Consider the following 12,701-nt stretch of genomic DNA (forward strand, 5'->3'; position numbering starts at 1 on the left):
GCAGGCAGCTCACATCGTCAGCAGTCCCGCAGTTCGGGCGACTGGTTGAGCAACTGGGCGCGCACCGAGGTGAAGCGGGCCAGCCTCTCGTCGACCGAGGCGTCCAGCGGGAACACCGCCACCCGGTGGCAGTTCTGGAACGCCAGCCGTACACCGAAGTGCCGCTGCAGCGCGCCGCGTATCGCGTCACTCGCGAGCGCACGCAGCAGCTGTCCGCGCGCCTGCTCGTCGGGCGGCGGCGTCTGGTTGTCGGCGAAGTCTCCGCCGTCCACCTTGAGCTGGGCCACCAGGGAGCTGATCATCTCCCATGCGTAAGGCAGGGAGGTCCGGACGCAGTCGACGAATTCGGCTTCGTCGACCTCGCCTCGCTCGGCCTGTTCGAGTAGGGCCGGTGAGACGTCGAGCGACATGGGTTCTCCTCTCGCACCCCCGAACAGCAGGGGTTGCCGGACAGGTAAGGGAGCACGCGACAAGCGGACACGCTGAGTACACGTGCCGCGACCTCCCGTTCCTACGGTAGGCAACCGACGGTGACGCCACCACCAGAATGCGTACATGGACCGATCTCTTTGAGCACACAATCGGCCAGGGATGAACAACTGTTTACACGGGCAAGAGGGACGGCCCACCCGGGCCCGGTCGGGGAGGCGGTGGGAGACCGGTGGGCGAATCGCGGGCACCGGGGCGCGTCCAGTAGCGTTGCCGACCATGCGTCTCGTCATTGCCCGGTGCTCCGTCGACTACGCCGGCCGGCTCACCGCCCACCTCCCCTCGGCTCCCCGTCTGATTCTGGTCAAGGCGGACGGCAGCGTCTCGATCCACGCGGACGACCGGGCCTACAAGCCCCTCAACTGGATGTCGCCGCCCTGCACGCTGAAGGAGGAGCCGGCGGACCCGGCGGGAGACTCGGGCGGCGCCGCCGGGGTGTGGACCGTCATCAACAAGGCGGGCGAGAAGCTCATCATCACGATGGAGGAGATCCTGCACGACTCCTCCCACGAACTCGGCGTGGATCCCGGCCTGATCAAGGACGGCGTGGAGGCGCACCTCCAGGAACTGCTCGCCGACCGCATCGAGACGCTCGGCGAGGGCTACACGCTGATCCGCCGCGAGTACATGACGGCCATCGGCCCGGTGGACATCCTGTGCCGGGACGCGGCGGGGCAGACCGTCGCCATCGAGATCAAGCGGCGCGGTGAGATCGACGGCGTGGAGCAACTCACCCGCTATCTGGAGCTGTTGAACCGCGATCCGCACCTCGCCCCGGTCCGCGGCATCTTCGCCGCCCAGGAGATCAAGCCGCAGGCCCGGGTCCTCGCCACCGACCGGGGCATCGGCTGCCAGGTGCTGGACTACGACGCCCTGCGCGGCATCGAGGACGACAAGCTGCGACTGTTCTGAGCCTTGGCAGGCTTCCGGGCCCTCTGGGTCCTCTGAGGCTTCCGGGCCCTCTGGGGCTTCCGGGTCTTGGGGCTGTACCTGCGGCGCGCTCGGCGCACGGGAAACGAAACGGCGCGGGCCGGATCCGGGGTACGGATCCGGCCCGCGCCGTCTCAGGCGAGGTAGTCCCGGCCGCCCGGCGCACCGCCGCCACCCCGGGCGCTCGCCACGCCGCTCGTCTGCGCCGACACGGTGGGAAGGGGCCCGCCGGCCGAGTCGGACATGGACGGCGAGGTCGGCGGCGGCGAACTCGGCGGCTCGCTGGTCGGCGGCGGGGTGGACGGTGTCGTGGGCGGTTTCGACGTCGGCGGCCTGGAGGTCGGCGGTTTCGACGTCGGCGGCTTGCTGGTGGGCGGCTCGGACGTCGGGTCCGACGGGTCGTGACCGCCCGATCCGCTCGTCTCGCTGGGCTGGTCCGACGTCCCGGTCGTGGCCGACGCCGCCGGCGTCGGGTCGTCCGAGGTGCCGGACGTGCCGTCGGATTCCGGGCCGCTCGGCGTGGCGGTCGCCCCGCCGGTGGCTGCGCCGCCGTTCTCCGGGGTGCCCGCGCCCGGGGCGCCGTCGTCGGTGCCCTGGCCCGCGGACGGGCTGACGTCGATGGTGCCTGACGGGTCGTCGGTGCTGTCGTGCGAGGTCATGCCGAGCGTCACCACCGTGCCGAGCACGGCCGCGAGCAGGACGCCGGATCCGGCCGCCACGGCGTTGCGGCGGGCCAGCCGGCGCAGCTTGCCCCCACGGGACTCCGGGACCGGAGCCGGGATCGGGGCGCCGATCCGCTGGGTGACGGCCGTGTCGCCGAACCGCGGTGCGGCGGACGGGAAGGCCGCCTGGGCGGCGGCGGACGGCGAGACGGACTCGTCGTGGCGCGCGTCGGGCACGTCCTCGCCCGCGGTGGCTGCGACCGCGGGCACGCCCCCCGTGCGGTCGACGACCAGGGCGAGGGCGCGGCGGCCGGCCACGGCACCCCGCCGGTCGGCGAGCGCCCCGCGCAGGCCGATGGACGCCTCCAGTTCGGCGCGGGCCCGGTCGAGTTGTCCGCCGCAGAGCGCGAGTACGCCCAACTCGTGGTGGAAGTAAGCCTGTTCGGCGACGTCTCCGGCCAGCCGGGCGGCCTCGGCGCCGGACCGCAGCGCCCGCTCCCAGGCGCCCCAGTGCAGCCCCGAGGCGAAGGCGGGCGCGGCGGCACGGGCGAGCTGCACGGCGGGGTTCGCCGCGTCCTCGCCGGGTGGCGTGCCGACCGGCACCAGGACGGCCAGCGCGGCGAGCACCGCGTCGGCCTCGGCGCACACCCGGCCGGGCGTGACCGAGGGATGACCGGCCCACCAGGAGTAGTGCTGGGCGGCGGCCAGGGCCTCGGTGACGAGGTCGTCGGCGTATCCGGCGGCCTCCAACTGCACTTGCACGCCCGCCGCGAGCCGGTAGCGGGGGCCGGCCGCGGAGACCAGTCCGCAGCTCGCGAGTTCGCCGAGCGCGGCGTCCGCGTGGGTGTCACCGATCAGGGCGGGCAGGTGCGCCTGGTGCGGGAACTCGCCGCCGAGCGCGACGGCGAACCGCAGCGTGGTGCGCGCCGAGGCGCTCAGCCGGGAGGCGAGCAGCGGCGCGGGCGCCGCGGCCTCGCCGAGGGACGGCAGGGGCACCTCGTCGGCGGCGCCGGCGTCCGCCCCGAAGGGCACGGGGCCGTCGCCCGGCTCGCCCGCCGTCGGCAGCGGGGAGGCGGGACGTACGTTCTCGAAGACCCCGAACTCGTCCACGGCGCCGGCGCCGGCCCGCAGCCGGTCGCGCTGCCGGAGCAGGGCCCCGGCCTGGACGAACCGCAGCGGCAGGCCCTCGGACTCGAACCAGAGGTCGCCCGCCCAGTTGGCCTCCTCCTCGGTCAGGACCCGGCCGGCGGCCCGCTCCAGCAGGTCCAGGCTCGCGGCGCGGTCGAGGCCGGGGAGGAAGACCTCCTCGACGGCGGAGTCGGCGGACGGCGCGGGCACCTCGGGGGTGGCGCCGATCAGGAGGGCGCACTCGGGGGTGGCCTCGATCAGCTCGTCGAGGGCGGCCCCGCCGAACTCGATGTCGTCGAGGACGACGACGGCGCCGATCTCCCCGACCAGGCCGAGCAGTTCCGCCCGCTCCAGGCGGTGCAGGGGGGCGTCGTACACGGCGTGGAAGAGGTCGTACAGCAACTCGCCCGCGGTGCGGTGGAAGCCGCTGAGGCGGACCACGCCGTCCGGGGCGAGGTCCGCGCAGTCCTCGGCGACGAGGTCGAGCAGGGCGGTGCGGCCGGACCCGGAGGGCCCGGTGAGGCGTACGGAACGGCCGCGGGCCAGCAGCCGGACCAGGCGTTCGCGCTCGTCCTGGCGGGCCAGGAGCGGCAGGGTGGGCTGTGCGGGGCCCGGCGGCACGGGCGGCCGGGCGGTGCGGCCGGCCTCGGCCCGCTCGGCGGCGGTGAACTTCTCGGGCCTGCCGGGCCGCTCGCCCGGCGGGCAGGGTTCGATCTCGCTGCCGTCGACGGGGTTGACCGTCAGCAGGTAGTCGCCGGAGACGAGCCGCACCGTGCGCACGGGCACGGGTGTGCTCTGGCCGAAGTCCGGAGTGAGGGATTCCCTGGGCGGGCGCGGGCGCGGTGTGAAGCCGTCGCCCCGGCCGTGGTCCTCGGGTCCCGGGTTGATCGGGTCCATAGGTGTCAAGCCCCCCAAAAGCGTCGTGTGCCCGTGTCCGGCCCCTCCCGGCCTCGTGCACGCCGCGCTGTCGCTTCTGGTCCGGGCCCGCTTGAGGGTTGCGTGGCAGCGGGCGACCGCACCTTAAACCTTCGCACAGTATCCACGACAAGCCGGGGTACCGGACGGCCCGAGACATCACGGTCTCATGAGGATTGCGCACGACGCGGGGTTATGCGGCCTGCGCCCCGGTCTCCCCCGCCACCGGGTGCTCCCCGGGCGGTCGCGGCGGCGGCATCACACCCGGGGCAGGGACTCGACCCCGATGCCTCCCTCGATGGCCAGGATCCGGTGCAGCCGGGTGGCGACCAGCAGGCGCTGCATCTGGGGCGGTACACCGCGCAGCACCAGGCGTCTGCCGCAGCGGCCGGCCCGCCGGTGCGCCCCCATGATCACCCCGAGCCCGGTGGCGTCCCAGGAGTCGAGTTCGGACAGGTCGAGCACCAGGTCGCCGGCGCCGTCGTCGACAGCCGAGTGCAGGACCGTACGGGCGTCCGCCGCGCTGCGGACGTCGAGGCGGCCCCCGACGACCAGCTCGGCGTGGTCGCCCCTGATGTGCATATGCGCTCCCCGTGAGTGCTGCGGCGTACTCCCATGACAGTGCCAGTGCTGTGCACCGTCTGACTGCTTCAGTGGCATTCAGGTTGCCGTCTGTAAGCGAACCGATACCGAATTCACCCCTTGGGGTGATACCACAGGGGCCTGTGCGGTCTCAGCGCTGCCACCCGACCGGATGTCAGTAGGTGTAGAAGCCCTGCCCGCTCTTGCGTCCGATGTCACCGGCGTCAACCATCCGGCGCATCAGCTCCGGCGGCGCGAACTTCTCGTCCTGCGACTCGGCGTAGATGTTGCCGGTGGCGTGCAGCAGGATGTCGACGCCGGTGAGGTCCGCCGTGGCGAGCGGGCCCATGGCGTGGCCGAAGCCGAGTCTGCAGGCCAGGTCGATGTCCTCGGCGGTCGCGACCCCGGACTCGTACAGTTTGGTGGCCTCGACGACGAGCGCCGAGATCAGCCGGGTGGTGACGAACCCGGCCACGTCCCGGTTGACGACGATGCAGGTCTTGCCCACGGACTCGGCGAACTCCCGCGCGGTGGCGAGGGTTTCGTCGCTGGTCTTGTAGCCGCGGACGAGTTCGACCAGTTGCATCATCGGCACCGGTGAGAAGAAGTGCACGCCGACCACCCGCTCCGGGTGCTCGGTGGCCGCCGCGATCTTGGTGATCGGGATGGCCGAGGTGTTGGAGGCGAGTACGGTCTCGGGACGTACGAGCTTGTCGAGCGCGCGGAAGATCTCGTGCTTGACCTCCAGCTTCTCGAAGACGGCCTCGACGACGAGGTCGGCGTCGGCCGCGGCCCGGAGGTCGGTGGTGGCGGTGATGCGGGCCAGCGCGGCGTCGGCGTCGTGCGCCTCCAGCTTGCCCTTGCCCACGAACTTGTCGTACGAGGCCCTGATCGCGTCGGTGCCGCGCTTGAGAGCCTCGTCGGTGACGTCACGCAGGACGACGTCCCAGCCTGCCTGAGCGGCGACCTGGGCGATGCCGGACCCCATGAGGCCGGCCCCGACGACGGCGAGCTTCCCTGCCACTCCGACTCCCCTTACCCGCTGTTCGCGTACGCTTCTCCGGCGGACCCTAGCGCCCCGGAGCCGCTGTGTGACCGGTAAGTAACGCGGGTCACGTCCCACTTGACGGACGTCACACCGGCAGCGGTCAGCGCTCGCCGCGCACGGCGTAGTTGAGCACCTTCTCGCTCAACAGCTCCTCGATGTCGTCGAGGAGGACAAGCACCTCACGTGATACTTCGTCCGGTTTGCGCCCGGTCATCATCTCACGGCCGATACGCGCGAGAGCCGTCTGATGGATCCAGCAGATCTGACTCGCGATCAACCCGGTCAGCGGGTCGCCGACGGGGGCGGCCGCCTCCGCCCGCAGGGTCTCCTCAAGCCTGTCCTGGGTCTCCTGCTGCATCGTCCACAGCCGGGAGCGCAGCGCGGGCGCCTCGTGGATGACGCGCAGGAAGCGCCCGTAGCCCGCCATGAGGCCGACCCGTGGCGAGACCGCCTCGACCTCCGCGCGCAGTTCGCGCAGCACGGCGCGGGTGGCGGACTCCCCCGCGTCCCGGCCGCGTACCCAGCGGGCGAGCCGGTCGACGGTGCCGGCGGAGCGGTCGAGGAGCAGGTCCTCCTTGGCCGGGAAGTAGTTGTAGACGGTGTTCACGGAGACGTCGGCCGCCTCGGCCACGTCCGCCATCGTCACCGTCACGAAGCCGTGCTCCAGGAACAGCCCGGTGGCGATGTCCGAGATCCGCTGCCTGGTCTCGCGCTTCTTCCGTTCCCTGAGCCCTTCTGCCATGCCCGCATCCTAGGCGCGTCCCCCATTATTTGGTGGGATTGAAATTTTGGTGCCATTGCAAAAATGGCGAGCGTCTGTTTCCCTGTGGAGCATGCCCATCATCAGTACGGCCGGACTGGCCTGTACCTTCCGGACGACACAGGGCCCCGTGGCAGCGGTGCGCGGCATCGACCTCACCGTCCGGGCCGGCGAGATCCTCGGCTTCCTCGGCCCCAACGGCGCGGGCAGGACGACCACCCTGCGGATGCTGACCACGCTGCTGCGGCCGACCGGCGGCGCGGCGACCGTGGCCGGCCACGGACCCGGCCGCGCGACGCCTACGCCGGCTCGTACGCCACGGCCCACATGCGGTACGGCGTCCTGGTCGCGGTCGGTTTCGCCGCCTTCGCCATGGCGGTGGGCACGCGGGGCTTCCGTACGGCCGGAGCGTGACGGGCGGAGCATAACTACGCTGGTCGCATGGTCAATCTGACACGCATCTACACCAGGACCGGCGACCGGGGCACCACGAACCTCGGTGACATGAGCCGGGTCGCCAAGACGGACCTGCGGATCGCCGCGTACGCGGACGCCAACGAGGCCAACGCGGTGCTCGGCACGGCGATCGCGCTGGGCGGCCTCGACCCGGAGGTCGTCGCGGTCCTCACCCGGGTGCAGAACGACCTCTTCGACGTGGGCGCGGACCTGTCGACCCCGGTCGTGGAGGACCCGGAATTCCCGCCGCTGCGGGTCGAGCAGTTCTACGTCGACCGACTGGAGGCGGACTGCGACCGCTTCAACGAGCGGCTGACGAAACTGCGCTCCTTCATCCTCCCGGGCGGCACCCCAGGCGCGGCCCTGCTCCACCAAGCCTGCACCGTCGTACGCCGCGCCGAACGCTCGACCTGGGCGGCCCTCGAAGCACACGGCGACACCATGAACCCGCTCACCGCGACCTACCTCAACCGCCTGTCCGACCTTCTGTTCATCCTGGCCCGCACGGCGAACAAGGAGCCCGGCGACGTCCTGTGGGTACCGGGCGGAGACCGTTAGGAGCACCCCGAGCCCCTGAATGGGGCGCGGGGAACCGCCCGACCAGCCCCCACCCCGCCGCACCCGACCAACGACGCATCACACCCCACCCTTCCCAGCGGAGCGCTCCCGCTTGGGAAACAACGTGTAGCTGCCCGCGATCACCGCATTGAGGCCGATCACCAACGCCATCCTCGACTGCCACGCCCGCAGCGACCCGGTCCCGCCCTCCCCACCGACGTACCAGATCGCGGCCTGCAACAGCGCGATGGCGACCACACAGGCTAGGGTCCACCGCCCCGCCGTCCGCCACTCGTGGACCGCACGGGCCCGGCCGTACTTCGGTGGCTTCACCGGCGGCGGCCCGCCCGCGAAGCGATGGGCGACCCGGACGTCGGCCCACTTGATCGTGGCGTGCCCGAGACCCACCGTGAAGCCGATGTAGACGGCGGCCAGCCCGTGCCGCCAGTCCGGCTCCGCACCGTTCTTGAGGTCGATCGCGGTCACCACGAACAGGACGACCTCCAACAGCGGCTCGCACAGCAGCAGGCCCAGCCCGGTGCGCGGCATCCGCAGCAGATAGCGGAAGGCCAGTCCGGCTGCCAGCAGCACCCAGAACGCCACCTCACAGGCGATGATCAACCCGACGATCACAGTTCGCTCCCTTCGCTCACCCCTCCAGGCTCCCGGCCCCGGCCGCCGGTTTCGTCGTCGGCGGCGATGAACTCGCGGGCCCTGCCCGTACATCGAAAGATGCAGTCGCGGACCCTTCCCGGGGCGCAGGCGGCCGTGCCGCGGACCGTGTTCACTGGAGGACATGTCCCCGGCCCGCTCCCGCCCGCACCGCGACGACCTGCGCATCGCCGTGGGCGGGCTGGCCGGGGGGCTGCTGCTGTGGGCGTTCGGTGTCTTCAGCCGGGGGGTCTCGCTCGACCTGGTCGGGTGGCCCGCGTACTGGGCGCCCCTGGTGCCGCTGGCCGTGATGGCGGGCTGCGCGACGCTGCGCCGCGTCCGGCCCGGCCTCGGCCTGCTGCTCGGCACGGCAGCGCTGGCCGCGGACCTGCTGACCAGGGGCAGCATCGTCACCATCGTGCTGTACACGGACCTGGTGTACGCGGCCGTCCTGTACGGCTCCCCGGCCGCGGCCCGCCGCCTCACCTGGACCACCGGGCTGCTCACCGTGCTCGGCGGCGTGCTGCCCGCCGCGCTCCTGGGCTCCGCGCAGGGGCTGCTCATCGGAGTCGCGGTGGGCGTCGTCGCCTTCGCGCCGGCCACGACCGGCTGGGTGGTGCGCAGCCACCGGGACGCGGCCGAGACGGCGCGGCTGCGGGCGGAGCAGACCGCGCTGCTCGCCGGGATGGACCGCACCCAGGCGGTGAACGCGGAACGCGCCCGGGTGGCACGCGAGTTGCACGACCTGGTGGCGGGCCATCTGTCCGCCATCGCCATCCACTCCACCGCGGCGCTGTCGATCGACGATCCCGCCACCTCCAAGGAGGCGCTCGGGGTGATCCGGGAGAACAGCGTCGAGGGGCTGGCCGAGATGCGGCGCCTGATCGGGATACTGCGGGACGACGACGGCGGCGGCGTGTTCGCCACCCCCACGCTCGACGGCCTGGCCGCCCTGGTCGACGGCGCCCGTGCGGGCGGCCTGGACGTCGCCCTCGACGCCGACCACGGCCGGGTACCGGCGCCCGTGGAACTGGCCGCCTACCGGATCGTGCAGGAGTCGCTGACCAACGCGCTCAAGCACGCGGGACCCGGCCGGGTCGCGGTCCGCGTCGCCCAGCGGGACGGCGTCCTCGACGTGCGGGTGACCAGCCCGTACGGCGGTGCGGACGGCCCGCGCGCCCCCGGTTCCGGCGCCGGTCTGGTCGGGATGCGGGAGCGGGCGGCGCTGCTCGGCGGCGATTTCACGGCCGGGTCCGACGGCGCCGTGTGGACCGTACGCGCGACCCTTCCCGCGTCCGAAGGAGACCCCGAGTGAGCCCCCGAGTGATCCGTGTCCTGGTCGCCGAGGACCAGTCCGCCGTCCGCGCCGGGCTCGTGCTCATCCTGCGCAGCGCGGCCGACATCGAGGTGGTGGGGGAGGCGGCGGACGGCGACCGGGCGGTCGAACTGGCCCGGCGACTGCGCCCCGACCTGGTGCTGATGGACGTCCAGATGCCGCGCAAGGACGGGGTGGCGGCGACCCGGGAGATCGTCGCGGAACGGCTCGCGGACGTGCTCGTGCTGACCACCTTCGACCTCGACGCCTATGTGTTCGGGGCGCTGCGGGCCGGGGCGTCGGGGTTCCTGCTGAAGAACACGGAGGCGGGGGAACTGCTCGCGGCGGTGCGCACGGTGGCGCGCGGGGAGGGCGTCATCGCCCCGGCGGTCACCCGGCGGCTGATCACCGAGTTCGCCGCCCGGCCCGCGAGGGGGCCGAAGGCGGATCCCGCGGTGCTGGACGTGCTGACGCGACGGGAGCGGGACGTTCTGTCCCGGCTGGGCGAGGGGCTGTCCAACGCGGAGATCGCCGAGCGGCTCGGCATGGCGGAGGCAACCGTGAAGACGCACGTCAGCCGTCTGCTGGCCAAGCTGGAGCTGCGCAGCCGGGTGCAAGCCGCGGTTCTGGCGCAGGAGTTGGGGATCTAGCGGCCGACAGCGGGAGTGGTCCAGACCTATTGACCCGTGGTCCAGACCTTTCTATTCTCGCGGCACTGTGGGCGTGAAGGCTCAGTCACGCCCCCGACACCCATGGTCACCGATTCTGGCGCCCCGGTGGCCAAAAACAGAAGAGGAGGCGCAGGATGCGCTTCAGACACAGAGCCGCGGCAGGGTTCGCGACCCTGTTGCTCCCCCTCGCCGGACTGGTCGGCCTCGCGGCCCCCGCGCAGGCCGCCGACTCCGCGACGGCCACCTACGCCAAGGCCTCGGACTGGGGAACCGGCTTCGAGGGCAAGTGGACCGTCAAGAACACCGGCACCACCTCGATCAGCTCCTGGACCATCGAGTGGGACTTCCCCTCCGGAACGTCCGTCACCTCGGCCTGGGACGCGGACGTCACGTCGTCCGGCACCCACTGGACCGCCAAGAACAAGTCCTACAACGGCACCCTCGCCCCGGGCGCCTCGGTCTCCTTCGGCTTCAACGGCGCGGGCACCGGCTCTCCGTCCAACTGCAAGCTGAACGGCGGCAGCTGTGACGGCGGCACGGTGCCGGGCGACAACCCGCCGTCCGCGCCGGGCACCCCGACCGCCTCGGGCATCACCAACACCTCGGTGAACCTGTCCTGGTCGGCGGCCACCGACGACAAGGGCATCAAGAACTACGACGTGCTGCGGGACGGAACCAAGGTCGCCACCGTCACGGCCACCTCGTCCCCCTCGTACACGGACAGCGGTCTGACGGCGGGCACCGACTACTCGTACACCGTCCAGGCGCGTGACACCGCCGACCAGACCGGCCCGGCCAGCGGCGCGGTCGCCGTGCACACCACCGGCGGCGGCACCACTCCCCCGCCCACCGGTAACGCGGTCAAGCTCGGCTACTTCACCGAGTGGGGCATCTACGGCCGCAACTACAACGTCAAGAACCTGGTGACGTCCGGCTCCGCGGCCAAGATCACGCACATCAACTACGCCTTCGGCAACGTGACCAACGGCCAGTGCGCGATCGGCGACTCCTACGCCGACTACGACAAGGCGTTCACCGCCGACCAGTCCGTCAGCGGTGTCGCCGACACCTGGGACCAGCCGCTGCGCGGCAACTTCAACCAGCTGCGCCAGCTGAAGGCCAAGTACCCGAACATCAAGATCCTGTGGTCCTTCGGCGGCTGGACCTGGTCCGGCGGCTTCACCCAGGCCGCGCAGAACCCGGCCGCCTTCGCGCAGTCCTGCTACAACCTGGTCGAGGACCCGCGCTGGGCCGACGTCTTCGACGGCATCGACATCGACTGGGAGTACCCGAACGCCTGCGGTCTGAGCTGCGACGCCAGCGGCCGGGACGCCTTCAAGAACCTGATGTCGGCACTGCGCGCCAAGTTCGGCTCCACCTACCTGGTCACCGCGGCCACCACGGCCGACGGCTCCTCCGGCGGCAAGATCGACGCCACCGACTACGCGGGCGCCTCGCAGTACGTCGACTGGTACAACGTGATGACGTACGACTTCTTCGGCGCCTGGGCCGCCCAGGGCCCGACCGCTCCGCACTCCCCGCTCACCTCGTACAGCGGCATCCCGACGGCCGGCTTCACCACCGCCGACGCGATGGCCAAGTACAAGGCGCAGGGCGTGCCCGCGAAGAAGCTGCTCATCGGCATCGGCTTCTACGGGCGCGGCTGGACCGGCGTCACCCAGGACGCACCGGGCGGCACCGCCACCGGAGCCGCACCGGGCACCTACGAGGCGGGCATCGAGGACTACAAGGTGCTCAAGACGTCCTGCCCGGCCACCGGCACGGTCGCGGGCACGGCCTATGCGAAGTGCGGCAGCAACTGGTGGTCGTACGACACTCCGGCGACCATCGGCACGAAGATGTCGTGGGCCAAGACCCAGGGTCTGGGCGGCGCCTTCTTCTGGGAGTTCAGCGGTGACACCAGCAACGGTGAACTGGTGAGCGCCATCAACAGCGGCCTGTCGTAGAACCGTTCGCGGGGCCGGAGGGTCCCGCGATGTCGACGGTTCCCCCGGACCGCCGTCCGGGGGGACCCCGGGAAAAGCAAAGGGTGAATGTGGCTAAGCCACATTCACCCTTTGTCCTGGCGGGGCCGCCTCAAGCCAGGCGAGGAAGCCGGTGAGCGCGTCCTCGCTCATGGCCAGTTCGAGGCGGACGCCCCGATGGGCACAGGCCAGGATGACGGCGTCGGAGAGCAGGGCCAGTTCCTCCTCGCCCTCCGGGACCCGGCGGCCGACCACCTCGATCGCGGAACGCTCCAGGAGGCGACGCGGGCGGTAGGCGTAGGAGAAGACGCGGTACCACTCGATGCGGTCCCCGTTGTAGCGGGCGACCCCGTAGCTCCATCCTTTGCCGCTGGTGTCGGCCTTCTCCGGCACGTCCCAGCGCAGCGAGCAGTCGAACGTACCCCCGGAGCGCTGGATGAGCCGACGGCGCAGACCGAAGAGGAACAGCCCCACCACTACGAGCGCTACCACGACTCCGCACACAGTCAGAGCGAGGACCATCGGCACCGACCTCCTCGTCTCCTAGGTAA

General features: G+C 71.8%; 12 protein-coding genes and 2 pseudogenes. 7 read left to right on the forward strand and 7 right to left on the reverse strand.

Going from position 1 to position 12,701, the window contains the following annotated elements; translation table 11 throughout:
• Positions 1-17: 17 nt before the first annotated feature.
• Complete coding sequence (locus tag ACFC09_RS20840) at positions 18-410, reverse strand: SCO5389 family protein (protein ID WP_376530320.1); 393 nt, start codon at positions 408-410, stop codon at positions 18-20.
• Between the two features lie 298 nt (positions 411-708).
• Between ACFC09_RS20840 and nucS the strand changes: the two genes are divergently transcribed.
• Positions 709-1,401 (forward strand): endonuclease NucS, encoded by a 693-nt coding sequence (gene nucS / locus ACFC09_RS20845; protein ID WP_376530323.1) that lies wholly within the window; start codon positions 709-711, stop codon positions 1,399-1,401.
• Positions 1,402-1,553: 152 nt separating this feature from the next.
• Here the strand turns inward: nucS and ACFC09_RS20850 are convergent, their stop codons facing one another.
• The 4 genes from ACFC09_RS20850 to ACFC09_RS20865 all read right to left on the reverse strand — a co-directional run bounded on the left by ACFC09_RS20850 (position 1,554) and on the right by ACFC09_RS20865 (position 6,496).
• Complete coding sequence (locus tag ACFC09_RS20850) at positions 1,554-4,106, reverse strand: ATP-binding protein (RefSeq protein WP_376530326.1); 2,553 nt, start codon at positions 4,104-4,106, stop codon at positions 1,554-1,556.
• Between the two features lie 276 nt (positions 4,107-4,382).
• Positions 4,383-4,706: an STAS domain-containing protein gene (locus ACFC09_RS20855; RefSeq protein ID WP_003997851.1), complete on the reverse strand. Its 324-nt coding sequence runs from the start codon at positions 4,704-4,706 to the stop codon at positions 4,383-4,385.
• A gap of 175 nt (positions 4,707-4,881) precedes the next feature.
• Positions 4,882-5,730 (reverse strand): 3-hydroxyacyl-CoA dehydrogenase family protein, encoded by an 849-nt coding sequence (locus ACFC09_RS20860; protein ID WP_376530329.1) that lies wholly within the window; start codon positions 5,728-5,730, stop codon positions 4,882-4,884.
• Between the two features lie 124 nt (positions 5,731-5,854).
• Complete coding sequence (locus ACFC09_RS20865) at positions 5,855-6,496, reverse strand: TetR/AcrR family transcriptional regulator (protein WP_376530332.1); 642 nt, start codon at positions 6,494-6,496, stop codon at positions 5,855-5,857.
• Between the two features lie 91 nt (positions 6,497-6,587).
• On the opposite strand from ACFC09_RS20865, the pseudogene ACFC09_RS20870 reads away from it, so the two are divergent.
• The 3 genes and pseudogenes from ACFC09_RS20870 to ACFC09_RS20880 form a co-directional block, all read left to right on the forward strand.
• Positions 6,588-6,794: pseudogene (locus ACFC09_RS20870) on the forward strand (ATP-binding cassette domain-containing protein); the annotation flags it as partial.
• Positions 6,795-6,805: 11 nt separating this feature from the next.
• Positions 6,806-6,928, forward strand: a pseudogene (locus ACFC09_RS20875) (ABC transporter permease); the annotation flags it as partial.
• A 27-nt stretch (positions 6,929-6,955) separates the two neighbouring features.
• Positions 6,956-7,528 (forward strand): cob(I)yrinic acid a,c-diamide adenosyltransferase, encoded by a 573-nt coding sequence (locus ACFC09_RS20880; RefSeq protein WP_376530335.1) that lies wholly within the window; start codon positions 6,956-6,958, stop codon positions 7,526-7,528.
• Between the two features lie 78 nt (positions 7,529-7,606).
• Here ACFC09_RS20880 and ACFC09_RS20885 read toward each other — a convergent pair whose 3' ends face one another.
• The gene (locus ACFC09_RS20885) at positions 7,607-8,161 is read right to left on the reverse strand and encodes a hypothetical protein (protein ID WP_376530337.1); all 555 of its coding nucleotides are present in this window, start codon (positions 8,159-8,161) and stop codon (positions 7,607-7,609) included.
• Between the two features lie 163 nt (positions 8,162-8,324).
• On the opposite strand from ACFC09_RS20885, the gene ACFC09_RS20890 reads away from it, so the two are divergent.
• The 3 genes from ACFC09_RS20890 to ACFC09_RS20900 all read left to right on the forward strand — a co-directional run bounded on the left by ACFC09_RS20890 (position 8,325) and on the right by ACFC09_RS20900 (position 12,132).
• Positions 8,325-9,494 (forward strand): sensor histidine kinase, encoded by a 1,170-nt coding sequence (locus ACFC09_RS20890; RefSeq protein ID WP_376530340.1) that lies wholly within the window; start codon positions 8,325-8,327, stop codon positions 9,492-9,494.
• 8 nt (positions 9,495-9,502) lie between these two features.
• The gene (locus ACFC09_RS20895; RefSeq protein ID WP_376530554.1) at positions 9,503-10,144 is read left to right on the forward strand and encodes a response regulator; all 642 of its coding nucleotides are present in this window, start codon (positions 9,503-9,505) and stop codon (positions 10,142-10,144) included.
• A 155-nt stretch (positions 10,145-10,299) separates the two neighbouring features.
• Positions 10,300-12,132 carry a glycosyl hydrolase family 18 protein gene (locus ACFC09_RS20900; RefSeq protein ID WP_376530342.1) on the forward strand — a complete coding sequence of 611 codons (1,833 nt, stop codon included), beginning with the start codon at positions 10,300-10,302 and terminating at the stop codon, positions 12,130-12,132.
• A 93-nt stretch (positions 12,133-12,225) separates the two neighbouring features.
• On the opposite strand, the gene ACFC09_RS20905 is transcribed toward ACFC09_RS20900, so the two are convergent.
• Complete coding sequence (locus ACFC09_RS20905; RefSeq protein ID WP_376530344.1) at positions 12,226-12,672, reverse strand: DUF2550 domain-containing protein; 447 nt, start codon at positions 12,670-12,672, stop codon at positions 12,226-12,228.
• Positions 12,673-12,701 lie beyond the last annotated feature (29 nt).

Source organism: Streptomyces sp. NPDC056161 (assembly GCF_042268025.1).
In the GTDB taxonomy this organism is placed as follows: Bacteria; Actinomycetota; Actinomycetes; order Streptomycetales; family Streptomycetaceae; genus Streptomyces.

Bases quoted from the DNA above. Each gene is read 5' to 3' on its own strand.
- ACFC09_RS20840 (WP_376530320.1), bottom strand. From the start codon at position 410: ATGTCGCTCGACGTCTCACCGGCCCTACTCGAACAGGCCGAGCGAGGC.
- nucS (WP_376530323.1), top strand. From the start codon at position 709: ATGCGTCTCGTCATTGCCCGGTGCTCCGTCGACTACGCCGGCCGGCTC.
- ACFC09_RS20850 (WP_376530326.1), bottom strand. From the start codon at position 4,106: ATGGACCCGATCAACCCGGGACCCGAGGACCACGGCCGGGGCGACGGC.
- ACFC09_RS20855 (WP_003997851.1), bottom strand. From the start codon at position 4,706: ATGCACATCAGGGGCGACCACGCCGAGCTGGTCGTCGGGGGCCGCCTC.
- ACFC09_RS20865 (WP_376530332.1), bottom strand. From the start codon at position 6,496: ATGGCAGAAGGGCTCAGGGAACGGAAGAAGCGCGAGACCAGGCAGCGG.
- ACFC09_RS20880 (WP_376530335.1), top strand. From the start codon at position 6,956: ATGGTCAATCTGACACGCATCTACACCAGGACCGGCGACCGGGGCACC.
- ACFC09_RS20890 (WP_376530340.1), top strand. From the start codon at position 8,325: ATGTCCCCGGCCCGCTCCCGCCCGCACCGCGACGACCTGCGCATCGCC.
- ACFC09_RS20900 (WP_376530342.1), top strand. From the start codon at position 10,300: ATGCGCTTCAGACACAGAGCCGCGGCAGGGTTCGCGACCCTGTTGCTC.
- ACFC09_RS20905 (WP_376530344.1), bottom strand. From the start codon at position 12,672: ATGGTCCTCGCTCTGACTGTGTGCGGAGTCGTGGTAGCGCTCGTAGTG.